This is a genomic window from Methylobacterium sp. GC_Met_2 (genome assembly GCF_026540795.1).
Lineage (GTDB): Bacteria > Pseudomonadota > Alphaproteobacteria > Rhizobiales > Beijerinckiaceae > Methylobacterium.
This window is the reverse complement of record NZ_JALNUM010000020.1, coordinates 1-22,015: the sequence shown is the minus strand read 5'-3', so window position 1 is coordinate 22,015 and position 22,015 is coordinate 1. Positions and strand designations below refer to the sequence as shown.

At 69.0% G+C, this 22,015-nt stretch carries 22 protein-coding genes; 14 read left to right on the top strand and 8 right to left on the bottom strand.

Features of this window, described 5'->3' with window-relative positions:
- Window positions 1–2: 2 nt before the first annotated feature.
- From nrdR to OXS49_RS09835, 3 genes are read left to right on the top strand one after another with little or no spacing between them, the layout of a single operon-like run.
- A complete protein-coding gene (nrdR, locus tag OXS49_RS09845; RefSeq protein ID WP_244005997.1) occupies window positions 3–536 on the top strand; it encodes a transcriptional regulator NrdR in 534 nt (177 codons plus the stop codon).
- Window positions 533–1,642, top strand: a complete 1,110-nt coding sequence (gene ribD / locus OXS49_RS09840) for a bifunctional diaminohydroxyphosphoribosylaminopyrimidine deaminase/5-amino-6-(5-phosphoribosylamino)uracil reductase RibD (RefSeq protein WP_267423808.1) — start codon at window positions 533–535, stop codon at window positions 1,640–1,642. The genes nrdR and ribD overlap by 4 nt, the downstream gene beginning before the upstream one ends.
- Window positions 1,643–1,645: 3 nt before the next feature.
- Window positions 1,646–2,266, top strand: coding sequence for a riboflavin synthase (locus tag OXS49_RS09835; protein WP_244005994.1), 621 nt, complete (start codon window positions 1,646–1,648; stop codon window positions 2,264–2,266).
- Window positions 2,267–2,368: 102 nt separating this feature from the next.
- Here OXS49_RS09835 and OXS49_RS09830 read toward each other — a convergent pair whose 3' ends face one another.
- From OXS49_RS09830 to OXS49_RS09800, 7 genes are all read right to left on the bottom strand, one after another.
- Complete coding sequence (locus OXS49_RS09830) at window positions 2,369–2,797, bottom strand: PaaI family thioesterase (RefSeq protein WP_267423805.1); 429 nt, start codon at window positions 2,795–2,797, stop codon at window positions 2,369–2,371.
- A gap of 105 nt (window positions 2,798–2,902) precedes the next feature.
- Complete coding sequence (locus OXS49_RS09825) at window positions 2,903–4,474, bottom strand: SpoVR family protein (protein WP_267423803.1); 1,572 nt, start codon at window positions 4,472–4,474, stop codon at window positions 2,903–2,905.
- 34 nt (window positions 4,475–4,508) lie between these two features.
- A complete protein-coding gene (locus OXS49_RS09820) occupies window positions 4,509–5,810 on the bottom strand; it encodes a YeaH/YhbH family protein (RefSeq protein WP_244005991.1) in 1,302 nt (433 codons plus the stop codon).
- A 180-nt stretch (window positions 5,811–5,990) separates the two neighbouring features.
- Window positions 5,991–7,943, bottom strand: coding sequence for a PrkA family serine protein kinase (locus OXS49_RS09815; RefSeq protein ID WP_267423799.1), 1,953 nt, complete (start codon window positions 7,941–7,943; stop codon window positions 5,991–5,993).
- A 219-nt stretch (window positions 7,944–8,162) separates the two neighbouring features.
- Complete coding sequence (locus tag OXS49_RS09810) at window positions 8,163–8,606, bottom strand: cadherin-like domain-containing protein (RefSeq protein WP_244005988.1); 444 nt, start codon at window positions 8,604–8,606, stop codon at window positions 8,163–8,165.
- Window positions 8,607–8,742: 136 nt separating this feature from the next.
- Window positions 8,743–9,162 carry a hypothetical protein gene (locus OXS49_RS09805; protein WP_243919239.1) on the bottom strand — a complete coding sequence of 140 codons (420 nt, stop codon included), beginning with the start codon at window positions 9,160–9,162 and terminating at the stop codon, window positions 8,743–8,745.
- Window positions 9,163–9,276: 114 nt separating this feature from the next.
- Window positions 9,277–9,738: a MerR family transcriptional regulator gene (locus OXS49_RS09800; protein WP_244006129.1), complete on the bottom strand. Its 462-nt coding sequence runs from the start codon at window positions 9,736–9,738 to the stop codon at window positions 9,277–9,279.
- A gap of 188 nt (window positions 9,739–9,926) precedes the next feature.
- Between OXS49_RS09800 and ribH the strand changes: the two genes are divergently transcribed.
- From ribH to OXS49_RS09755, 9 genes are all read left to right on the top strand, one after another.
- Window positions 9,927–10,421 (top strand): 6,7-dimethyl-8-ribityllumazine synthase, encoded by a 495-nt coding sequence (ribH, locus tag OXS49_RS09795; RefSeq protein WP_267423797.1) that lies wholly within the window; start codon window positions 9,927–9,929, stop codon window positions 10,419–10,421.
- Window positions 10,422–10,432: 11 nt separating this feature from the next.
- Window positions 10,433–10,984, top strand: a complete 552-nt coding sequence (gene nusB, locus OXS49_RS09790) for a transcription antitermination factor NusB (protein WP_267423796.1) — start codon at window positions 10,433–10,435, stop codon at window positions 10,982–10,984.
- Window positions 10,985–10,987: 3 nt separating this feature from the next.
- The gene (gene thiL / locus OXS49_RS09785; RefSeq protein WP_267423794.1) at window positions 10,988–11,983 is read left to right on the top strand and encodes a thiamine-phosphate kinase; all 996 of its coding nucleotides are present in this window, start codon (window positions 10,988–10,990) and stop codon (window positions 11,981–11,983) included.
- Window positions 11,984–12,533: 550 nt separating this feature from the next.
- Window positions 12,534–14,678 (top strand): sodium-translocating pyrophosphatase, encoded by a 2,145-nt coding sequence (locus tag OXS49_RS09780; RefSeq protein WP_267423792.1) that lies wholly within the window; start codon window positions 12,534–12,536, stop codon window positions 14,676–14,678.
- A 128-nt stretch (window positions 14,679–14,806) separates the two neighbouring features.
- Entirely contained in the window at window positions 14,807–15,172 is a 366-nt protein-coding gene (locus tag OXS49_RS09775; RefSeq protein WP_267423790.1) for a hypothetical protein, read from the top strand.
- Window positions 15,169–15,735, top strand: a complete 567-nt coding sequence (locus OXS49_RS09770; protein ID WP_267423788.1) for a DUF6036 family nucleotidyltransferase — start codon at window positions 15,169–15,171, stop codon at window positions 15,733–15,735. Before OXS49_RS09775 ends, OXS49_RS09770 begins: the two co-directional genes overlap by 4 nt.
- Window positions 15,736–15,882: 147 nt before the next feature.
- Entirely contained in the window at window positions 15,883–16,974 is a 1,092-nt protein-coding gene (locus OXS49_RS09765) for an alkene reductase (protein ID WP_244005978.1), read from the top strand.
- Window positions 16,975–17,078: 104 nt separating this feature from the next.
- Complete coding sequence (locus OXS49_RS09760) at window positions 17,079–18,992, top strand: PAS domain S-box protein (protein WP_267423786.1); 1,914 nt, start codon at window positions 17,079–17,081, stop codon at window positions 18,990–18,992.
- Window positions 18,993–19,352: 360 nt separating this feature from the next.
- Window positions 19,353–20,045 carry an HAD hydrolase-like protein gene (locus OXS49_RS09755; RefSeq protein ID WP_267423868.1) on the top strand — a complete coding sequence of 231 codons (693 nt, stop codon included), beginning with the start codon at window positions 19,353–19,355 and terminating at the stop codon, window positions 20,043–20,045.
- Here OXS49_RS09755 and OXS49_RS09750 read toward each other — a convergent pair.
- On the bottom strand, window positions 19,982–20,479 hold the full coding sequence (locus tag OXS49_RS09750; protein WP_267423784.1) for an outer membrane protein assembly factor BamE: 498 nt from the start codon (window positions 20,477–20,479) through the stop codon (window positions 19,982–19,984). The genes OXS49_RS09755 and OXS49_RS09750 overlap by 64 nt on opposite strands.
- Window positions 20,480–20,634: 155 nt before the next feature.
- On the opposite strand from OXS49_RS09750, the gene OXS49_RS09745 reads away from it, so the two are divergent.
- Both OXS49_RS09745 and OXS49_RS09740 read left to right on the top strand, forming a co-directional pair.
- The gene (locus OXS49_RS09745) at window positions 20,635–21,198 is read left to right on the top strand and encodes a ubiquinol-cytochrome C chaperone family protein (RefSeq protein ID WP_267423783.1); all 564 of its coding nucleotides are present in this window, start codon (window positions 20,635–20,637) and stop codon (window positions 21,196–21,198) included.
- The gene (locus OXS49_RS09740) at window positions 21,195–21,722 is read left to right on the top strand and encodes a DUF177 domain-containing protein (RefSeq protein WP_267423782.1); all 528 of its coding nucleotides are present in this window, start codon (window positions 21,195–21,197) and stop codon (window positions 21,720–21,722) included. Before OXS49_RS09745 ends, OXS49_RS09740 begins: the two co-directional genes overlap by 4 nt.
- The last annotated feature ends 293 nt before the right edge of the window (window positions 21,723–22,015 follow it).

Here is a 22,015-nt window from a genome sequence, read left to right as displayed (position 1 = left end):
CCATGCGGTGTCCCTATTGCGGCGGCTCCGAGACCCAGGTGAAGGATTCGCGGCCCTCCGAGGACGGCGCCGCGATCCGCCGCCGCCGGGTCTGCCCGGATTGCGCGGGCCGCTTCACCACCTTCGAGCGGGTGCAGCTGCGCGAGGTCGTGGTCCTCAAGCGCTCGGGCAAGCGCGTGCCCTTCGACCGGGACAAGCTCCAGCGCTCCATCGACGTGGCCCTGCGCAAGCGCAGCGTCGAGCCGGAGCGGATCGAGCGGCTGGTCAGCGGCATCACCCGGCAGCTCGAGAGCGCCGGCGAGCCCGAGGTGACCTCCGAGGCGATCGGCGAGCTGGTGATGGCGGGGCTCAAGGGTCTCGACGACGTGGCCTACGTGCGCTTCGCCTCGGTCTACAAGAACTTCCGCGAGGCCAAGGATTTCGAGGACCTGCTCGGCACACTCGGCGACGGCACGCCGCTGCCGGGGTCCGAGACCGCCTTGGAGGTGGAGCCGGAGCCCGAGGCCCCGGGACGCCGCCGCTCCGGTCGCACATGAGCGACGATTCGACCTTCATGCGCCTCGCCCTCGCCCTGGGCCGGCGGGGCCTCGGTAGCACCTGGCCGAACCCGTCGGTCGGTGCCGTCGTGGTCGAGCCCGCCACAGGCCGCATCCTCGGGACGGCGGCCACGGCGCCGGGCGGCCGCCCGCACGGGGAGCCCCTGGCGCTCGCCGCCGCGGGGGATGCCGCCCGGGGCGCGACCCTCTACGTCACCCTGGAACCCTGCTCGCATCACGGCCGCACGCCGCCCTGCACGAACGCGATCCTGGCCGCCGGGATCGCCCGGGTGGTCAGCGCTCTGGAGGATCCCGACCCGCGGGTGGCGGGGCGCGGCCACGATCTCCTGCGGCAGGCGGGGGTAACGGTCGAGACCGGGTTGATGCGGGCAGGGGCGGCCCGCGACCATCTCGGCCACATCACCCGGGTGACGCGGGGCCGGCCGGCCCTGCACCTCAAGCTCGCCCGCACCCGCGACGGCTTCTGCGCGTCGGCCGGTCCCGAGCGCCTGCGGATCACCGGGCCGGTGGCCGATGGGGCGGTCCATCTCTGGCGGGGCCATGCCGACGCGATCCTGATCGGCATCGGCACCGCCCGGGCCGACGATCCGTCGCTCACCGTACGGCTGCCGGGACTCACCGGGCGCTCGCCTCTGCGGATCGTGCTCGACACGCATCTGCGGCTCTCGCCGGCGAGCGTGCTCGCCCGGACCGCCCGCGACACGCCGACGCTGGTGCTGACCACCCGCTCCGCCCCGGCCCATGCCAAGCGCGCCCTGGAGGCGCTGGGCGTCGAGGTCGCCACCGTGCCGGCGGACGCGGCCGGCGGGATCGACCTTCCGGCCGCCCTGGCGCATCTGGGCGAGCGCGGCCTGACCCGCCTTTGCAGCGAGGGCGGGCCCCGCCTTGCAGAGGCGCTGGCGCGCGCCGATCTGATCGATACCTGCACGCTGGTCACCGGGCCGGTGGAGCTGGGGTCGGCCGGGGGCCTTCCGGCGCTGGGACCCGCCCTGGCGAAAGCTCTGGCAAGTGACCGGTTCCGCGAGGCCGAGCGGCTCCAGCTCGGACCCGACGCGGCCGTGACCTACGAACGCAACAGGACGTAAGCGATGTTCACCGGGTTGGTCAGCGCCGTCGGCACGGTGGTCTCGGTCTCGGGCGAAGGCGACCTGCGCCGGATCGTGATCCAGGCCTCCTACGACCCCACCACGATCACGCTCGGCGCCTCGATCGCCTGCGCGGGCCCGTGCCTCACGGCGGTCTCGGTGGAGCCGGCCGAGGGCGGCTGTGTCTTCGCGGTGGACGCCGCCGCCGAGACCTTGATGCGCACCACGGTCGGCTCCTGGGCGCCGGGCACGCGGATCAACCTCGAACGCTCGCTCAAGGTTGGCGACGAACTCGGCGGCCACCTGGTCACGGGCCATGTCGATGGCCTCGCCGAGATCGTGGAGCGCACAAGCGTCACGGCGGATGCCTGGGGGGCCAGCGAACGCTTCACTTTGCGGGCGCCGGCCGCCGTGAAACACTTCATCGCCGAGAAGGGCTCGGTCTGCCTCGACGGCACCTCGCTCACCGTGAATTCGGTCCAGGACGACCAATTCTCGGTGCTGCTGATCCCGCACACGCTGCAGGTCACCACGTGGGGCGAGCGGCGCGCCGGGGACAGGCTGAACCTGGAGGTCGATCTGATCGCCCGCTACGCAGCCCGGCTCGCCGAGGCACGGGGCTGACAGCTTGTTCGCCCCGAGATGGTCTCCAAGGCTCCGCCCTGGACCCGCAAAAGGTCTCGACCTTTCGAAACCATGACTTGAGATGCGGAACGCCGCGCGCGCTCAGCGCGGTGGGATCGAGTAGGTCCCGGTGGCGTGGCAGACGAGGTCGGGGTTGCCGTCCGCGGTGATCAGAACCTCGCCCACCGCGAGCCGCCGGCCGAGCTTCAGCAGCCGGCATTCGGCCAGGAGATCCCCCGAGGCGGGCTTGCGCAGGAAGTTGAAGTTCAGGCTCGTGGTCACCGCGAGAGCGACAGGGCCGATATTGGCGAGGATCGCCGCGTAGAGGGCGTAATCGGCCAGCGCCATCATGGCCGGCCCCGAGACGGTCGCGCCGGGGCGCAGGAACCGCTCGTGCGCCTCCAGCCGCATCCGGGCCGAGAGCGATCCCACAGCCTCAAGGTGATAGGCCCGGCCGCCCGCCTGCATCTGCGGGAATTCAAGGTCGAGGAAATCGCTGGTCTCTTCGAGGGTGAGGGTCGTGGCGGTCATTGTGTCATGCAGTACGGGTTAGTTGTTCAGAACACGCCGCCTCCCGCACGAACCCTCCCTCTCCCGTCGAGGGGGGAGGGAAACGCCAGGTTGTCGTCATCCAAGTCAGAAAAAAATCGGCCGCGCGCTGGCTGTGATCTCGCCCAGCACCGTGCCGGTGGCCGGTTCGACCTCCTTGAGCACCACGTCGTAGCCCCAGAGGTCGGCGAGGTGCTGCAGCACCCGCTTGGCGTCGTCCTTCTGCAGGGTGATCTTGTTGATCGCCTTGTGGTGCAGGATCAGGCGGCGGTCCCCTTCGAGATCCACATCCACCACCTCGATATCCGGATCGAGCCACGCCACGTCGTACTGACGCGCGAAGGAGCGTCGCATCTTGCGGTAGCCGCGCTCGTCGTGGATCGCCTCCACGCGCAATTCCGGCTCGTCGGGGTCGTCGACCACGTGGAACAGGCGCAGGTCGCGCATCAGCTTGGGCGACAGGAATTGCTGGATGAAGCTCTCGTCCCGGTAATTCTCCCAGCAATCGCGCAACACCGCCATGGCGTCGCCGGTGCCGGCGATCTCCGGGAACCAAGCCCGGTCCTCGTCGCTCGGCTGCTCCACGATGCGGGCGATGTCCTGCATCATCGCGAAGCCGATCGCGTAAGGGTTGTGACCGCCGTAGGAGCGGTCGTCGTAGTTCGGCTGCCGGATGACGTTGGTGTGGGATTGCAGGAATTCGAGGTAGGCCGCCTCGGTGATCTGTCCCGATTCCGACAGGGCGTTCATGATCCGGTAGTGGCTGTAGGTGGCGCAGCCCTCGTTCATCACCTTGGTCTGGCGCTGCGGATAGAAATACTGGGCGACCAAGCGGACGATGCGCAGGATCTCGCGCTGCCATGGCCGCAGGCGCGGCGCGACCTTCTCCAGGAAGTAAAGTATATTCTCCTGCGGTAATTCGAGGAGCGCCTTGCGCCGTTCGGCCGCCACGTCCGGCCGCACGGTGCCGATCTTCTGCGGCAGGGTGCGCCAAAGATCGTTGTAGATCTGCTCGCCGTGCTCGATCCGCTCGCGCTCGCGCCGTTGCTCGGAGGCGAGGTCGGGCCGCTTCTTGCGTGGGTAGCGGTGGACGCCCTGGCTCATCAGCGCATGCGCAGCGTCGAGCACCTGCTCCACCGCCTGATGACCGTAGCGCTCCTCGCAGCGGGTGATGAAGCCCTTGGCGAAATCCAGATAGTCCAGAATACCTTCGGCGTCGGTCCACTGCCGAAACAGATAATTGTTCTTGAAGAAGTGGTTATGACCGAAGGCGGCGTGCGCGATGACCAGCGTCTGCATCGTCGCCGTGTTCTCCTCCATCACGTAGGAGATGCACGGGTCGGAGTTGATGACGATCTCGTAGGCGAGCCCCATCAGGCCGCGGCGATAGCCGGCCTCGTGCTGGGCGAAGTGCTTGCCGAACGACCAGTGCTTGTAGAACAGCGGCATGCCGATCGACGCGTAGGCGTCAAGCATCTGCTCGGCCGTGATGATCTCGATCTGGTTCGGATACCACGACAGGCCGAGCTGCGGCCCGGCGATGGCCTCGCAGGCGTCGTGGATGCGTCGGATCGTGTCGAAATCCCAGTCGTTGCCGATGAACAGGGGTTTCTGGTTGCCGGAGATGATCTGGGGCGTGCGTGCCTTCACGAGCGTCATGCGGCCTCCCGATCGATTGATGCGCGCGCCGCCATCAGGCCTCCGCCTCCGCCCGCGCATCCTGGCGGCCGAACAGCTCGCGGAAGACCGGGTAGATCTCGCGCCGGTGGTTGACCTTGCGCATGGCGATCGGGCCGCCCGCCTTGGCGATCGCCTCGTAGGTCCGCCAGAGGGTGGTGCGGTGCTCCACGAAGCCGGCGCGCGGACCGTTCTCGTCGCCCACCTCCAAGTAGGCGAAGTGCTGGCAGGCCGGCAGGATGTGCGCTCGCAAGAGCTCCGTGGAAGTCGGCCCATCCGAGGAGACGTTATCGCCGTCCGAGGCCTGCGCGGCGTAGATGTTCCAGTCGTTGGGGTCGTAGCGCTCGGCGATGATGCGCTTCATCTCGACCAGCGCCGACGAGACCAGCGTGCCGCCGGTCTCCCGGGAGCCGAAGAAGGTCTCCTCGTCCACCTCGGTCGCCCGGTCGGTGTGGCGGATGAACACGATCTCCACGTGCCGGTAGCGGCGCGTCAGGAAGATGTGAAGCAGGATGTAGAACCGCTTGGCGAGGTCCTTCATGTGCTCGGTCATCGAGCCGGACACGTCCATCAGGCAGAACATCACCGCCTGCGCGATCGGCCGCGGATAGGGCTCGAACCGGCGGAAGCGCAGGTCGAGCGGGTCGACATACGGGATGCGCTTGGCCCGCTCACGCAGCTTCAGCAGCGCCTGCTCCAGTTCCGCGCGCTCGGGGTCACCCTCCGACAGCGCGTCGAGTTTCGCCTGCAGGGCCGCGACCTCCTCGGGCTTCGGTCGCTTGAGGGCGATCCGCCGGGACATCGAATTGCGGAGGGTGCGGGTCAGCGCGAGGTTGGCGGGCGAGCCCGTCACGGTGTAGCCGGCCCGGCGCAGGCCCTCGGTCTCGACCACTGCCAGCCGCCGCTTGGCGAGGTCCGGCAGTTCCAGGTCCTCGAGGAACAGCTCCAGAAACTCCTCGCGGGTGAGCACGAAGCGGAACGCATCCTCGCTGTTCTCGCCGCCATCCCCGCCCTCGCCGGAGCCGCGCCCGCCACCGCCGCCCGGCGGCCGCTCGATCGTATCGCCCTCCACGTAGGTCTTGTTGCCCGGCAGGATGTGGTCCTGAAGCCCGGTGCCGGGCTGGCGGGAGAAGCGCGGCTCGCGCACGCCATCGGCCGGCACCGAGACCCGGCCGTCCTTGCCCAGCTCCTTGATGTCCTTCTCGCGGGCGGATTCGCGCACGGCGCGCTGGGCCACGTCCTTGACGCGGCGCAGGAAGCGCTGGCGGTTGGGGAGGCTCTTGCCGCCCGGGTTCAAACGTCGGTCGACGATGTGCATCCGCTGCGAAAACCCTCGTCCGCGTGTGCCGGCCGGGTTCCGACCCTTGTCGTACCATGCTGCGGCCGAAGGAAAGGATCCCGGGTTCGCAGCAGGGCCGACATCGTCACCGGCCGGTCGTCCGAAACTGTGCCAGCGGAGGGTCGGAACGGGGCCCGACTGACTGGGCCCCGTCGTCCCTCAGCCGGCCTGCTTGACCCGCATGTACCATTCCACCAGACGGCGGACCTGCCGCTCGGTGTAGCCGCGCGACACCATCCGCTCGACGAACTCGCCGTGCTTCTTCTCGGTGTCGCCGTCCTTTTTGGAGCCGAAGGAGATCACCGGCAGCAATTCCTCCACCTGGGAGAACATCCGCCGCTCGATCACCTCGCGCAGCTTTTCGTAGGAGGTCCAGCTCGGGTTGCGGCCGCCATGCTGCGCCCGGGAGCGCAGGGCGAACTTCACCACCTCGTTGCGGAAATCCTTCGGGTTGGCGATGCCCGCAGGCTTCTCGATCTTGGTGAGCTCCTGGTTCAGCAGCTCGCGATTCATGAGCTGGCCGGTCTCGGCATCCTTGAAATCCTGGTCCTCGATCCAGGCGTCGGCGTAGTCGATGTAGCGGTCGAACAGGTTCTGGCCGTAATCGTGGTACGATTCGAGATAGGCCTTCTGGATCTCGTGGCCGATGAACTCCGCGTAGCGCGGGGCCAATTCGGTCTTGATGAATTCCAGATACTTCTTCTCGGTCTCGGGCGGGAGCTGCTCGCGCTTGAGCGCCTGCTCCAGCACGTACATCAGGTGCACCGGGTCGGCCGAGACCTCGGTGGTGTCGTGGTTGAAGGTCGCGGCCAGAACCTTGAAAGCGAAGCGGGTCGAGATCCCGTCCATGCCCTCGTCGACGCCAGCCGTGTCCTTGTATTCCTGCATCGAGCGGGCGCGGGGATCGACCTCCCGCAGGGACTCGCCGTCATAGACCCGCATCTTCGAGAAGGCGTTGGAATTGGCGTGCTCGCGCAGGCGCGACAGGACCGAGAACCGCGCCAGCATCTCCAGCGTGCCGGGTGCGCAGGCCGCATCCGACAGTTCCGAGCCGGAGATCAGCTTTTCGTAGATGTGCTGCTCTTCGGTGACGCGCAGGCAGTACGGGACCTTGATCACGTAGATCCGGTCGATGAACGCCTCGTTGTTCTTATTGGTCTTGAAGGTCTGCCACTCGGACTCGTTCGAGTGGGCCAGGATCACGCCGGTGAACGGGATCGCGCCGATATTCTCGGTGCCGACATAGTTGCCCTCCTGCGTCGCCGTGAGCAGCGGGTGCAGCATCTTGATCGGCGCCTTGAACATCTCGACGAATTCGAGAACGCCCTGGTTCGCGCGGTTCAGGCCGCCCGAATACGAGTAGGCGTCGGGATCCGCCTGCGACAGGGTCTCCAGCCGGCGGATGTCGACCTTGCCGACCAGCGAGGAGATGTCCTGGTTGTTCTCGTCGCCCGGCTCGGTCTTGGCGATGGCGATCTGGCGCAGGCGCGACGGCCGGACCTTGATCACCTTGAAGCGGGAGATGTCGCCGTTGAACTCGTCGAGGCGCTTGAGTGCCCAGGGGCTCATCAGGCCGGTGAGCCGCCGGCGCGGGATGCCGTAGCGCTTCTGGATCTCCTCGCCCATCGTGTCGGGGTCGAACAGGCCCAGCGGGCTCTCGAAGACCGGCGAGACCTCGTCCCCGGCCTTGAGCACGTAGACGGGGTGGACCTCCATCAACAGCTTCAGCCGTTCGGCGAGCGACGACTTGCCGCCGCCCACGGGGCCGAGCAGGTACAGGATCTGCTTGCGCTCCTCCAAACCCTGCGCAGCGTGGCGGAAGAACGAGACGATCCGCTCGATCGTCTCCTCCATCCCGTAGAACTCCCGGAAAGCCGGATACGTCCGGATTGTCCGGTTCATGAAGATCCGGCCGAGGCGCGAATCCTTCGAGGTATCAACGAATTCGGGCTCGCCGATCGCCGCCAGGATCCGCTCGGCGGCCGAGGCGTACATCAGGGGCTCGTCGCAACAGGCTTCGAGATACTCGGAGAGCGTCATCTCCGTGTCGCGGCGGGCCTCGTAGCCTCGGGCGAAGCTCTGGAAAAGGTCGTTCGTCGCATGCATCGGCATTCGATAACCCTCTCAGACCGTGACAGCTTCATCCTGTCTCGGCTCGGATGCAACCGACAGGCCCGCTTTTGTCGCAGTGCGGCGAGCATGTCGCCGGGCATGTCGATTGCATGCAACACTCTCCGGCCGTGAAGGCGGCGCAAACGAGAGTCTGTGCCGCCTTTGAGCATGTGTCGAGAGCTGAAAAACTGCGCAGGTGCCGCAGTTGTTCGCCGCAGCTCACAAATCGGTGCCCTCTTTCTTGGCATCGTCTCCGGATTTGGCACCGCTTCCACCGACCGTGATTTTCACGGTCTGCGTCTGGACTTGCCCGTCGGAGGCTCTCACCTCGAAGGTGACTTCGTCGGCACCCGTGAAGCCGGCATTGGGCTGATAGAACAACGCTTGGACCGCGGCCTCCTTGTTGGGGCAGCGGTAGCTCGCCGGGGTCTTCAGCTTGCCGACCTTGGTGATCACCGAGCCGTTCTTCGGCGGGCCGGAGACCTTGAACTCCGGCATCGGGCCGGTCGAGCAGTCCTTCTTGAGATTGGGGGCGATCTCGAGCCGCACCGTCTTGCCGGGGGCGACGGTCTTCGATCGGCTCGTCGGGGATTGGGCCAGGGCCGGCCCGGCTAGCGCCAGACTCCCTGCGAGCAGCACGGCGAGCGGACGAAGGGCGATCATGAAAGCGTCTCTCCGGTGCCGATGCGGGCGCGCTCTCCGGAGGCCGCTCCGGGCGCCCCTTCCATCGGTGACGAGCATGTGGGGACGGCCGGCACGGGCGTCGAGTGCGCCCAGCACCGGTTCATCGGGATGCTGCTTAATTTTGAAGCACTGCCGCCACGATCCCGGTGACGCGGGCGATTTGCGCCGCGTCAAGCTCGCCTGCCAGGGCGGCGTTGAGGCGTGCCTCGACGCGGGCGCGCTCGCCGGCGTCGGCGATCGGCATGGAGGGTATCTCGTCCTCGGCGAGGCGGCAGACGCGGCGGATCGCCTCCGCGGCCGAGAGCAGCTTCTCCCGGTCGGCCGGGCCCATCTCCCAGAGCGGGTTGCGCAGACGGCTGATCACGCGCTTCGCATCACGGTATTCCCGGTCGACGCTGGTGGCAGCTTCGATCTGGCTGACGAGGAACATCAGTTCCAGCATCTCCCCGGCCGCCTCCGGGCAGGTGCGGACGATCCGCATGATACGGGCCATCAGTTCCTGGCTGGGCGACAGCTTGGATCGGGGCGAGGCCATGCGGGCGACAACGCGGGGTCCTGGCGAAAGTTCGCCCAGCCCCTGCAAGAGCTTTGCCGTGAGCTTTGCCGTGAGCTTGGCCGTGGCTTGGCCGCGCGCCCCGGGACCGGGTCGTCAGGCGTCCGGGGGCGTGCGCAGGCCGTCCAGCAGGGCGCGGCAGGCGCGCAGCTCGTCGAGGGCTGCCGCGAGGGCCGCGCGGTCCGGATCCGCGAAGGCGCCGGTTTCCGCCTCGGCATCCTGGACCAGCGGCTCGGCCGCAACGGCCTCGCCACGGCCCACCGCCTGGACGAAGCGGACGCCGTTCTCCTTGAGCACCCGCTGCGCGCCCGCGATGGTGTAGCGCTGAACATGCAGGAGCTGGCGGATGCCGGCGACGAGTTCGACATCGTGGGGCCGGTAGTAGCGCCGCCCACCCGCGCGCTTGACGGGGCGGATCTGGCCGAAGCGGGTCTCCCAGAAGCGCAGCACGTGCTGGGGCACGTCGAGCTCCTCGGAGACCTCGCTGATCGTGCGGAAGGCATACGCGCTCTTCTCGCCGGCTTCGGGGAGGTGTTCGGCGGCGAGGGCTGGCGGCATGGCGGTTCGACGGCGGTTCAGCGGCGGTCCGGTGCAATCTTGACGGGTCATGGGGCCAAGCTCAAGCCTGTTCGGCCCCGGAGCGGATCGTACCGCTTGTGGCGCCGGCCGCTTCGGTCTAACCGTCCTCCCCTCGCGGGCGCCCCGTGCCGCCCGCCAACCCCCAAAAAACCGGCTGGACGAGAGCCATGGTCGCCCATACCCGCGCCGACGCGGCGCCGAAGCCCCAGGACCCGGCGCTCGCCGGGGCCCGCATCCTCGTGGTCGAGGCGCGCTACTACGATGCCCTCGCGGACGAACTCCTGGCCGGCGCCCGCGCGGCGATCGAAGCGGCCGGCGCGCACGCGACCGTGGTGACGGTGGCGGGCGCCCTGGAGATCCCCGCCACCGTGGCGATCCTACTCGACGCGGAGGCCTACGACGCCGTGGTGGCGCTGGGCTGCGTGATCCGCGGCGAGACCGGCCATTACGACATCGTGGCCGGCGAGAGCGCCCGGGCGCTGATGGATCTCTCGGTCGACCGCCGGATTCCCCTCGGCAACGGCATTCTCACCGTCGAGACCGAGGCGCAGGCGCTGGCCCGCGCCCGGGTGGCCGAGATGAACAAGGGTGGCGGCGCGGCCGAGGCAGCGCTCGGCGTCCTCGCCCTCAAGCGCGCCGCGGAAGCTGCGCGCTCGCGATGACGGATACTCAGATGACCGACACGAAGCCGGAGACGGGCGGCAAGACGATCAGCCTGCGCACCGGAGCACGCCTCGCCGTCGTGCAGGCGCTCTACGAGATGGATGTGTCCGGCAAGGGCGTCCTCGAAGCGCTCGCCGAGTTCGAGGCGTTCTGGATCGGCCAGGAGATCGACGGGATCGAACATCCCCAGGCCGAGACCGCCTTCTTCCGCGATCTGCTGCGCGGTGCCGTCGAGGAGCAACGGGCGATCGACCCGAAGCTCGATCAGGCGCTGGCGCAGGGCTGGCCGCTCCGGCGGATCGAGATCGTGCTCCGGGCGATCCTGCGGGCCGGCGCCTACGAGTTGATGTTCCGCCTCGACGTACCGGCGGCGGCGGCGATCTCCGAATATGTCGACGTGGCCCACAGCTTCTATCCGGGTGACGAGCCGGGTCTCGTCAACGCGGTGCTCGACCGGCTCGCCCGGGAGGTCCGGCCCGGCGAGGTCGGCCCCGCCAAGGGCTCGAACAAGCCCGGCTCGTCCAAGCCGCTGCCCACGAAGACGGCGCCCGGGAAGGCCTGACCCGTGGCCGGCCCGGTCCGCGCCTCCGAGGAGGGGCTGATCGCGCGTTACTTCGCGCCGCTGGCCGGGCCGGGTGCCGACGGGCTCCGGGACGATGCCGCGACCCTGACCCCCGCGCCCGGCCACGACCTCGTCCTCACCGCCGACGCCGTTGTGGCGGGGATCCACTACTTCCCCGACGATCCGCCGGCCTCCATTGCCCGCAAGGCCCTCGGGGTGAACCTCTCCGACATCGCCGCCAAGGGCGCGGTGCCGCGGGGTTTTCTTTTAACGTTGGCGCTGCCCGACGACTGGACCGAGGACTGGCTCGCTGCCTTCTCGGCGGAACTCGGCGTGGCCGCCGCGGAGGCGGGCTGCCCGCTTCTCGGCGGCGATACGGTGCGCTCCGGCGGACCGGCCCTGATCAACATCAGCCTCATCGGCGAGGTCCCGGCCGGCACGATCGTCCGGCGCCATACGGCGCGGATCGGCGACCGGATCTGCGTCACCGGCACGATCGGCGACGCGGCGCTGGGCCTGCGGCTGCGGCTAAAGCCGGAAGCGCCCTGGGCGACCGCCCTCGATCCGGCGCTGCGGGCGGTGCTGGCCGACCGCTACCTGCACCCCCGCCCACGCCTCGCCGCCGCGCCGGCGATCCGCCGCCACGCCACCGCGTCCATGGACGTCTCCGACGGGCTCGCGGGGGATCTCGCCAAGATGCTGGGCGCGGGCCGCACGGCCCGGATCGCTCTGCCCGCGGTGCCGCTCTCGGAGGCGGCCCGGCATGCCTGCGCGGCGGAGCCGGGCCTGATCGCGACGGCTCTGACCGGCGGCGACGATTACGAGATCCTCTGCACGGTGGCTCCGGAGGCGTTGGCGGCTCTCCAGGCCGAGGTGGAGGCGGCCGGGATAAAGCTGACTGTCATCGGCACCGTCACCGCGGGCGAGGGGCCGCCGCGCTTCGAGACGGGAGACGGCGGGGTCCATGTCTTCGCCGCCGGGGCCTTCAGCCACTTCTGAGGCCTATCGTTCCAGGAGGCCCAGGAACGGCCGCGGTGAGAGCTGATCTGCGACCCGGCAACGTCCGGAAGCGGCTTCCGTGCCCGAGGACGCACAGGGTGTCCATGCCGGTGTGACGTCCGTTAGGACCTCAACCCTGGTGATGCGAATCGAACGACGCGCGCCTTACCCGGCCTGATGTTCGGGACGCGACGTTGTGTCGAAACCCACCGATCCGGTGGGCCTGAGACCGCATAGGCGATCGTGCCAAGCGCAGACCACGCGGACAGTCTCTACTGGTGGACCTGTCTGAAACAGATCCCATCGCAGCCATTCGGCTTTATGTATAATAATTCTAGTTCGATCTCGTTGTGCGATGCAGCGTTCGCGCGCTGAGCTGCGAGGCCGTCAAACACAGCGTTTGCGCTCCCCGGCGAAGTTTGGCAATCAAGGCCTTGTTCTGGGAAGGAAAGCCCCGGATCCGAGCACCGCGTCCCATGGCCATCCCCCCGGCGGCCAAGCTCGACAAGCATAAGCCCCAGCCAGGCACGATAATGACAAGGACGGTCGCATGATTCCCTTGATTCTGATCATCGTGGGCGGGCTCTGCGCCATCGCCTACGGCATCGTCACGATCCTCGACGTGATGCGGCGCGATGCCGGCACGCAGCGCATGCAGGAGATCGCCTCCGCCATCGCGGAAGGCGCGCAAGCCTATCTGAAGCGCCAATACCTCACGATCGGTCTCGTCGGCGTGGTGCTGTTCGTGCTGCTGGCCGTGTTCCTCGGGATCAAGGTCGCGGTCGGTTTCCTGATCGGCGCCGTGCTCTCCGGCGCGGCCGGCTTCATCGGCATGAACGTCTCGGTGCGGGCCAATGTGCGCACCGCGCAGGCCGCCTCGACCTCGCTGGGCGGCGGCCTCGATGTCGCTTTCAAGTCCGGGGCGGTGACCGGCATGCTGGTGGCGGGCCTCGCCCTCCTCGGGGTCGCCTTCTACTACCTGTTCCTGACCCGCGGAGCCCATCTCGATCCGTCGAGCCGCGAGGTGATCGACGCGCTGGTGGCGCTCGGCTTCGGCGCCTCGCTGATCTCGATCTTCGCGCGCCTCGGCGGCGGCATCTTCACCAAGGGCGCCGATGTCGGCGGCGACCTCGTCGGCAAGGTCGAGGCCGGGATCCCGGAGGACGATCCACGCAATCCCGCGACCATCGCCGACAACGTCGGCGACAATGTCGGCGATTGCGCCGGCATGGCGGCCGACCTGTTCGAGACCTACGCGGTCACGGTGGTGGCCACGATGGTGCTGGCCGCGATCTTCTTCTCCGGCCCCACCGGCAGCGGCCGGGACGTGCTGGAACCGATGATGCTCTACCCGCTGGCCATCGGCTCGGCCTGCATCCTCACCTCGATCGCCGGCACCTACGCGGTGCGGCTCGGGGCCAACCAGTCGATCATGGGCGCCCTCTACAAGGGGCTGATCACCGCGGGGGTGCTCTCGGTGGTGGCGATCGCGGCCGTCAACATGACCCTGCTCGGCGGCTTCTCGACCACCTTCACCACGTCGACCGGCGTCACCTTCACGTCGGCCGGCCTGTTCGGCTGCGCGGTGATCGGGCTCGCCATCACGGCGCTGATCGTGGTGATCACCGAGTACTACACCGGCACCAACTTCCGCCCGGTGAAGTCGATCGCGGACGCCTCGGTGACCGGCCACGGCACCAACGTGATCCAGGGGCTGGCGATCTCGCTCGAATCGACCGCTCTGCCCGCCATCGTGATCGTGGCCGGCATCATCAGCACCTACGCGCTGGCCGGCCTGTTCGGCATCGCCATCGCGGTCACCGCCATGCTGGCGCTCGCCGGCTTCATCGTGGCGCTCGACGCCTTTGGGCCGGTCACCGACAATGCCGGCGGCATCGCCGAGATGGCGGGCCTGCCCCCGGACGTGCGCAAGTCGACCGATGCCCTCGACGCGGTCGGCAACACCACCAAGGCGGTGACCAAGGGCTACGCAATCGGCTCGGCCGGCCTCGGCGCGCTGGTTCTGTTTGCCGCCTACACGTCGGACCTGAACTACTTCATCGCCAATGCCAGCCCGACCCAGTACCGCTTCTTCCAGGGCGTCAGCGTCGATTTCTCTCTGTCGAACCCCTACGTGGTGGTCGGGCTGCTGCTCGGCGGCCTGATCCCGTTCCTGTTCGCCGGCATCGCCATGACGGCGGTGGGGCGGGCCGCGAGTGCGGTGGTCGAGGAGGTCCGGCGCCAATTCCGGGAGAAGCCCGGAATCATGCAGGGCACCGACCGGCCGGATTACGGCCGAGCGGTCGACATGCTGACCCGGGCGGCGATCAAGGAGATGATCGTCCCGTCGCTGCTGCCGGTGTTGTCACCGATCGTGCTGTTCTTCGTGATCCAGCTGATCGCCGGCAAGAGTCAGGCCTTCGCCACGGTGGGCGCGAGCCTGCTCGGCGTGATCCTGACCGGCCTCTACGTGGCGATCTCGATGACCTCGGGCGGCGGCGCCTGGGACAACGCGAAGAAGTACATCGAGGACGGCCACCACGGCGGCAAGGGCTCGGACGCCCACAAGGCGGCGGTGACCGGCGATACGGTCGGCGACCCCTACAAGGACACCGCCGGCCCGGCGGTGAACCCGGCGATCAAGATCACCAACATCATCGCCCTGCTGCTGCTGGCGGTGCTGGCGCATAGCTGAGGGATCCCGTCCCCGCGTCGCCCCGGAGCGGATTCCCGGGGCGACGCGATTTGTCCTGCGGACTTCGAGTGCGTGCGGAATCGCGGTATGCTCCGGAACCGCCGAGCCGATGCGTCTGGATGCGTCTGATGACTGAGGGGGAACGCTTCGTCGGCAGTCTGCCCGTGAAGACCGATTTTCACGATCGCAGCAAGCGGCGCTCGTATGACCTGACGCGGCGTGTCGCCGTGCATCTCATCGACGATCCAGGTCTCCTCGCCAACGGCCAGGCCTACCTGGAACGGTGCGTGCGCCCGGATTTCGCGCAGGCCCGATATTACGCACTATGGGCGGATCTTCTGGGCCAGAATGTCCGGCAGATCGTCCGGCAGTTGCTGGAGGACAGCCCGCAGGGCGAACTTCTGCGCGACACGCAGCCCGTCTTCGTCGTGATCCCGTCCCTGGAACGCTCCGCCGAGAGCCTGGGCCGGCGAGTTCCGGACCTCACCGGATGATGCGGAAGGACAAGCTCGATCATCTCTTCGGGGCAGCCGGGGAGGTGACGGGACATCGGCGCTTCGTCCTGGTCGGCTCCGCCGTCGTCCTGATCCGGTGCCGCAACATTCCCGGCGACATGTTGCTGACTCCGGAGGCGGACCTCTACGTTCCGGACGTGCCGAATTCCGACGATCTGTCCGACGCGATCGATGCCAATATCGGCCAGGGGTCGAGCTTCCATCTGCAGTACGGCTATTATTGCGACGGCGTATCGCCTGAAACGTCATTGATGCCGAGCGACTGGTCGGCGCGCACCACGCTGTATGCGAGTGCCGGCTGTCCCGGCATCACGGTGATCGTTCCGGACCCCGACGATGTGGCTTTGGCCAAAGCCGTCGCGTGGCGGGAGAAGGACAAGGATTGGCTCACGTCGGGCCTGCGATCCCGGCTCCTCTCGATCGACGCGATGGCCGGACGGCTTCCCGGCATGCCGGCTGCGGCACCGTCCGGTGGAGAGATGAAACGCCGCCTCGTCTGGCTGGCATCCGAATGCGAGCTGGTCTTCGTTCCCCCTCCGTGACCGAAGGCGCACCCGCCGCGCCATGTGCGCCCCCGCACGCCGCCGCACGCCCCGCTGCGCTGCACCTTGGCATCGCCGCGCCGCAGCGCCACCTCGACCTCGGCTTTAAACCGGCTGCGGCGCGACCGCAGCAGCACGAGGTACCCCATGCCGTCCCTGCTCGACCCGATCCGCATTGGCGCCATCGAAGCGAAGAACCGGATCTTCATGGCCCCGCTCACCCGCGGCCGCGGCACCCGCGCGCACGTGCCGACCCCGATCATGGCCGAATACTACGCCCAGCGCGCCGGCGCCGGCCTCATCATCAGCGAGGCCACCGGTATCTCTCAGGAGGGGCTGGGCTGGCCGTTCGCGCCGGGTATCTGGTCCGACGCCCAGGTCGATGCGTGGCGGCCGATCGTGAAGGCGGTCCACGACAAGGGTGGCAAGATCGTCTGCCAGATCTGGCATATGGGCCAGCTGGTCCACCCGGACTTCCTCGGCGGCGCCCAGCCGGTCGCGGCCTCGGCCACGACGGCGCCGGATCAGGCCCACACCTATGAGGGCAAGAAGCCCTACGCCGAGGCCCGCCCCCTGGAGATCGCCGAAATCCCGCGCCTGCTCGGTGACTACGAGCGCGCCACCGCCAACGCGCTGGCGGCCGGGTTCGACGGCGTGCAGATCCACGCGGCGAATGGCTACCTGATCGACGAGTTCCTGCGCGACGGCACCAATCACCGCACCGACCAGTACGGCGGCGCGATCGAGAACCGCGTGCGGCTGCTGCGCGAGGTCACCGCGGCGGTGGCCAAGGTCGCGGGACCCGAGCGTACCGGCGTGCGCCTCTCGCCGAACGGCGCGATCCAGGGCTGCAACGATTCGAACCCCGAGCCGCTGTTCGTGGCCGCCGCCCAGGCGCTCGCCGATCTCGATGTCGCCTTCCTGGAGATGCGCGAGCCCGGCCCGGATGGGACCTTCGGCAAGGCCGACCATCCGCCGATCGCCCCTGCGATGCGCCGGGTGTTCCGCAACCCGATGATCCTCAACGCCGATTATGACGGCGTCAGCGGCCAGAAGGTGCTGGATGCCGGAGAGGCGGACGCGATCGCGTTCGGGCGGACCTTCATCGCCAATCCCGATCTCGTCGAGCGGATCGCCAAGGGTGCGCCGCTCAACAAGGACGAGGCTGCCACGTGGTACAGCCAGGGTCCGCAAGGGTACATCGACTACCCAACCCTGGGTGCGGCCCGCGCCGCCTAAGGCATCACGGGCCCGATCGGCCGCCGCGCCCGTTGCGGGCGCGGCGATCGTCTACGCAGCCACCTAGGCAGGGAAGCTCAACAGGCCTATGTGACGGCCGAACCATGGATGTGCCGGCACCTCACGCGCTCCCAGCTTCCCCACCGGCCAGCGGCGCCTGGCGCACCGCGGAACGGCTCGCGGAGCTACGCGATCTCGCGATCCTCGATACGGAGCCCGAGCCGCTTTATGACGATCTCGTGCGGGTCGCCGCCTATGTCTGTCGCGCGCCGGTCGCCCTGGTCAGTCTGGTCGATGCCGAGAGGCAATGGTTCAAGTCGGAGGTCGGGCTCGGTGAACGGGAGCTGCCGATCAATTGCTCGGTCTGCGCCTACACGATCGAGTCCGACGGCCTGCTCGTCATCCCCGATCTGACAGCCGATCCGAGGACCATCGAGAATCCTCTGGTAACTGGCCCGGAGGGGTTCCGCTTCTATGCCGGCGCCACGATCCGGGGTGGCCAGGGCATCCCGCTCGGCGCGCTCTGCGTGCTCGACCGGGCGCCGCGGCCGGATGGGCTCGACACGGAACAGACCGCCACGCTCACCGCGCTCGCCCGTCAGATCTCCAGCCTGCTCGAGCACCGGCGGACCCTGGCACAGGTGGCGAGCCGCGAGGCCGAGATCGCCGCGAGCGAGCGCCGCTTCCGGGTGATGACCGCGGCGATGCCCCAGATGGTCTGGACCACACGGCCCGACGGGTTCCACGATTACTACAACGACCGCTGGTACGAGTTCACCGGCGTGCCCTCCGGCTCCACCGATGGCGAGGGCTGGAACGATGTGTTCCACCCCGCCGACCAGGAGCGGGCCTGGGCGCGCTGGCGCCACTCGCTGGCCACCGGCGATCCCTACGAGATCGAGTACCGCCTGCGCCATCGCGACGGCGCCTATCGCTGGACGCTGGGCCGCGCCATGCCGATCCGCGATGCCGACGGGCGGATCGAGCGCTGGTTCGGCACCTGCACCGACATCGACGACCTCAAGCGGGCCGAGGCCGAGGCGCGCAAGCTCGCCGCCATCGTCGAGACCTCCAAGGACTTCATCGGTCTCTGCACTCTGGACGGCGCGGTCACCCATCTCAACGAGGCCGCCCTGGCGCTGATCGGCCTGCCCGATCTCGCCACCGCCCGCCAGCACCGGATCCCCGATTTCTTCACCGCGGACAGCCGCCGCATCCTGGAGGAGACCGCGATGCCGGCGGTGCGCCGGAACGGGTTCTGGGAGGGCGAACTGGCGTTCCGGCACTTCGTCACGGGCGAGCCGGTGGCGGTGCTCTACAACATCTTCCCGGTGCAGGACCCGACCGGGGCCGAGATCGGCTACGCCACCGTGACCCGAGACCTGCGCGAGGCCAAGCGCGCCGAGGAGGCCCGCGACCTGCTGATCCGCGAGCTGTCGCACCGGATCAAGAACATCTTCGCGGTGGTCGGCGGTTTGGCAGCGCTCACCGCCCGCAGCGATCCCGCGGCCCAGCCCTTCGCCAAGGCGTTCCGCGAGCGCCTCGGTGCCCTGGCGCGGGCGCACGAATATGTCCGGCCGCACTCCCCCGACAGCGCGCCCGCGGTGGCGGGGCAGACCGTGCTGGGCCTGATGCGCCTGATCATGGCCGCCTACGAGGAGGGCGGGCAGGCGCGCGTCGCCATCGCGGGGGACGATGTGGAGATCGGCGAGCGCACCGCGACCGCGCTGGCGCTGATCATGCACGAGCAGGCCACCAACGCCATGAAGTATGGCGGCCTCTCCACCAAGGAGGGCGGCGTCTCCTTGAGCGGGCTGCGGGAGGCGGGGCGCTATACCCTGACATGGCAGGAGGCCGGCGGCCCGCCGGTCACCAGAACCCCGTCCCGGAAGGGATTCGGCACGGTGCTGGCCGAGCGCAGCGTCGTCGGCCAGCTCGACGGCGTGCTGGAACACGATTGGGCGCCCGGGGGCCTGTTGATGCGGCTCAGCGTGCCGATCGAGAACCTCCGGGCCTGAGACTGTGATTCCGTCCTATCGGTGCATCGCAGTGGGCGCCCTGGTCGGTCGGGGCCGCCTTCTCGGCCCGCGAGAGTGCGTCATCACAAGGCGTAGGAGTTAAGCTTTTTCCCGATGGCAACGCGCACCGGACACGACAGCGATGCCGTCTTCGCCGAGCGAGGCGCGGGTCCCCTCTCCCGTGCGGGAGAGGTCTGCTTTCGCAGAAAGCCGGGTGAGGGATTTGCGGCTTCCGAAAGGGGCGCAACCGGCACGGGCGGCGCTGGCGTGCTCGATCCTGAGACTTCCCGTCCCTCACCCCAACCCTCTCCCGCACGGGAGAGGGAGCCTGGCGCGCTCGCCAGAACCTTCGCCGCTTCGCTGCGCCTCGTCGTGCTCGACTTCGACGGGACCCTGGCCGACAGCTTCGACTGGTTCTGCTCGGTCATGAACGGCGTCGCCGAGCGCTACCGCTTCCGCCAGGTCGAGGCGCACGAGGTCGAGGGCCTGCGCCTCCAGGGGGCCCGCGCGATCGTCGCGCATCTCGGCATCCCGCGCTGGAAGCTGCCGCTCATCGCCCGCCACATGCACGCGCTCGCGGCCCGGGACGCGGCGCAGATCGCGTTGTTCCCGGGCGTGCCGGAGATGCTGGCGGGACTCGCGCAGGCCGGCGTGCCGATGGCGATCCTGTCGTCGAACCGGGCCGACACGGTGCGGCGGGTGCTCGGACCGGACAACGCCGCGCAGATCGACGCCTATGCCTGCGGGGCTTCACTGTTCGGAAAGGCGCGGCGCCTGCGGCGGCTCCTCGCGCGCCGGGGCGTGGTGCCGGCGCAGGCGCTGTGCATCGGCGACGAGATCCGCGACCTGGAGGCGGCGCGCGCCCTTGGCTGCCCGTTCGGTGCTGTGGCGTGGGGTTACACGGCCCCCCAGGCGCTGGCGGCGCAGGGGCCCGAATACCTGTTCTCGAATCCCGGGGAGATCGCCCGCCTGCTGGCGGGCGCTCCGGCTCACTGGCCGCGGTTGGCGCCCGGAACGACGCTGGCGCCGTTGCCGCTGCCGAACGGCTCGTAGCGGGTCAGGCCGCGGAACAGCTGGCTGATGAAGGCCCGGTCGGCGCCGCTCGTCGGCGTGGTGCGCTCGATGAAGTCGAACACCCGCCCGTCCTGCAGGCCGTAGAGCGCCACGCGCTCGACCTTGAAGGCGGGGCTGAAATAGACGGCCGTGACCTTCTGATCCTCGACCTGCTCGCCCATGAACATGATCGTGCGGCGGGTGTTCTGGGAGATGTAGTACCAGGACTTGTTGCCCACCGTGGACACGGTCGAGGGCGTTCCGAGGATCTGCAGCACCTGCTCGGGGCTCATGCCGGGCTTGACCATGGCGAGCGCCGCCTGGTCGACCTGATAGCCGTGGCGCAGCTCCTCGCCGATGCAGCCGGACAGGCCGGCTCCCGCGAGCCCGACCAGGGCGAGACGCGCGAAGGACTGGACGAGACGGCGCCGCATCGGGCCCCCAGAAAACGTGTGGACGGACAGGATGCAAACGATGCCGCGGACACGGAATTCCGACGACGCTTGCGCCCTGGGCGTGGGTTGCCGTACCGCGGGGTTATGGCTTTGACAAGGCAAGCTTGGCCACAGAACACCGGGGTGTGGCATCGATGATCGCGCGGCTGTTCCGACGGGCGAATGCGCGGCGGCAGGCCGTCGAAGGCCTGCACGTGGCGCTCAGCATGGCGGCCCGCCACCCGGGCCTCTACCTCCGCCTCGGCGTGCCCGACACCGTGGAGGGCCGGTTCGAGGCCCTGTGCCTGCACGCCATCCTGGTCCTGCGCCAGCTGAACCGGCTGCCGGCCCCGGCTGCCGAGGTGGCGCAGGATCTCGTGAATTCCGTCTTCACCCAGCTGGACGCCTCCTTGCGCGAGCTGGGTGTCGGCGACATGGGCGTGGGCAAGCGGATGAAGAAGCTCGGCGCGGCCTTCTACGGCCGGGCCACCGGCTACGACACCGCCCTGGACGCGGGCGACACGGCGGCCCTGCGCGCGGTCCTCATCCGCAACGTTCTGGGCGGCGAGGGCGACGGGGCTGGGCTTGCCACCTATGTGCAGGCGGCGGACGAAGCCCTCGCCGGCGCCGATCTCGACACCCTGCTCGGGTCCGGGCCGCCCTTCCCGGAACCGGAGGGTTTCGCGCAGGCTGAAGAAGCAAGAGGAGCCATTGCATGAGCCGGGACAGCCGCCGGGAGAATCCGCACGAGAGCGGCCCGCTCGTGCGCTGGGTCAATGTCGAGCGCCTGCCCCAGGGACGGGGCGCCGTCACGGTCGAGGCGAGCCCGGCCGAGTGCGCGGCGCTCGCAGCGGACTTCAAGATCCCGGGACTCCGCGATCTGGTCGGGCGGTTCGCAATTTCGGGCCCCACCAGCCGCCTCATCGTGACCGGCACCGTGGACGCCCTGGTGACGCAGGTCTGCACCGTCAGCCTCGAACCGTTCGAGGGGCCGGTCCACGAGCTGGTGGAGGTCGTGTTCACCGACACCGACCAACTCGCCGGCACCGATGCCGAGGATGCCGACATCCCCGATCCCCTGGTGGGCGGACGCGTCGATTTCGGTACGCTCACCGCCGAGTTCCTGGCGCTGGGGCTCGACCCCTATCCGCGCAAGCCCGGCACCGCCTTCGAGCCGGTGGTGGCCGGCGACGATGCGGGGCCGCTCGCCGCCCTGGGCAAGCTGCGGGACGGCGACGGCTGACCTTTCGCGGCGTGGCGCGCCGGCCCTCCCCCGGGCGCATGCAGCGCCAGCGGAAGCGGCCCGGGATCCCCCGCGCGCAAGGACGCGAAGCGCTCTTATGCAACACGCTGTGCCGCTTGCGCGACGCTCCGTGTGCCGGATCAGGTTCCGCTGACGCTCCACCCGTCCGGGAAAAAAGGTGTGCTTGAGGGACTCGGGCGGCGAGCGGGCGTGACGCCCGCAGGCGAACACCCCGAAAACGCTGCCTTCGCCCCCTCCGGCGAAGAACGGAACCGTCCGGCGCCCGATTTCAT

Coding starts and splice junctions, on each gene's coding strand:
- OXS49_RS09775 (WP_267423790.1), top strand. CDS start 14,807: ATGACTGAGGGGGAACGCTTCGTCGGCAGTCTGCCCGTGAAGACCGAT.
- OXS49_RS09820 (WP_244005991.1), bottom strand. CDS start 5,810: ATGCACATCGTCGACCGACGTTTGAACCCGGGCGGCAAGAGCCTCCCC.
- OXS49_RS09760 (WP_267423786.1), top strand. CDS start 17,079: ATGGATGTGCCGGCACCTCACGCGCTCCCAGCTTCCCCACCGGCCAGC.
- OXS49_RS09745 (WP_267423783.1), top strand. CDS start 20,635: ATGATCGCGCGGCTGTTCCGACGGGCGAATGCGCGGCGGCAGGCCGTC.
- ribD (WP_267423808.1), top strand. CDS start 533: ATGAGCGACGATTCGACCTTCATGCGCCTCGCCCTCGCCCTGGGCCGG.
- OXS49_RS09765 (WP_244005978.1), top strand. CDS start 15,883: ATGCCGTCCCTGCTCGACCCGATCCGCATTGGCGCCATCGAAGCGAAG.
- OXS49_RS09740 (WP_267423782.1), top strand. CDS start 21,195: ATGAGCCGGGACAGCCGCCGGGAGAATCCGCACGAGAGCGGCCCGCTC.
- OXS49_RS09750 (WP_267423784.1), bottom strand. CDS start 20,479: ATGCGGCGCCGTCTCGTCCAGTCCTTCGCGCGTCTCGCCCTGGTCGGG.
- OXS49_RS09800 (WP_244006129.1), bottom strand. CDS start 9,738: ATGCCGCCAGCCCTCGCCGCCGAACACCTCCCCGAAGCCGGCGAGAAG.
- OXS49_RS09805 (WP_243919239.1), bottom strand. CDS start 9,162: ATGGCCTCGCCCCGATCCAAGCTGTCGCCCAGCCAGGAACTGATGGCC.
- nusB (WP_267423796.1), top strand. CDS start 10,433: ATGACCGACACGAAGCCGGAGACGGGCGGCAAGACGATCAGCCTGCGC.
- OXS49_RS09825 (WP_267423803.1), bottom strand. CDS start 4,474: ATGACGCTCGTGAAGGCACGCACGCCCCAGATCATCTCCGGCAACCAG.
- OXS49_RS09780 (WP_267423792.1), top strand. CDS start 12,534: ATGATTCCCTTGATTCTGATCATCGTGGGCGGGCTCTGCGCCATCGCC.
- ribH (WP_267423797.1), top strand. CDS start 9,927: ATGGTCGCCCATACCCGCGCCGACGCGGCGCCGAAGCCCCAGGACCCG.
- nrdR (WP_244005997.1), top strand. CDS start 3: ATGCGGTGTCCCTATTGCGGCGGCTCCGAGACCCAGGTGAAGGATTCG.
- OXS49_RS09815 (WP_267423799.1), bottom strand. CDS start 7,943: ATGCCGATGCATGCGACGAACGACCTTTTCCAGAGCTTCGCCCGAGGC.
- OXS49_RS09770 (WP_267423788.1), top strand. CDS start 15,169: ATGATGCGGAAGGACAAGCTCGATCATCTCTTCGGGGCAGCCGGGGAG.
- OXS49_RS09830 (WP_267423805.1), bottom strand. CDS start 2,797: ATGACCGCCACGACCCTCACCCTCGAAGAGACCAGCGATTTCCTCGAC.
- OXS49_RS09835 (WP_244005994.1), top strand. CDS start 1,646: ATGTTCACCGGGTTGGTCAGCGCCGTCGGCACGGTGGTCTCGGTCTCG.
- OXS49_RS09810 (WP_244005988.1), bottom strand. CDS start 8,606: ATGATCGCCCTTCGTCCGCTCGCCGTGCTGCTCGCAGGGAGTCTGGCG.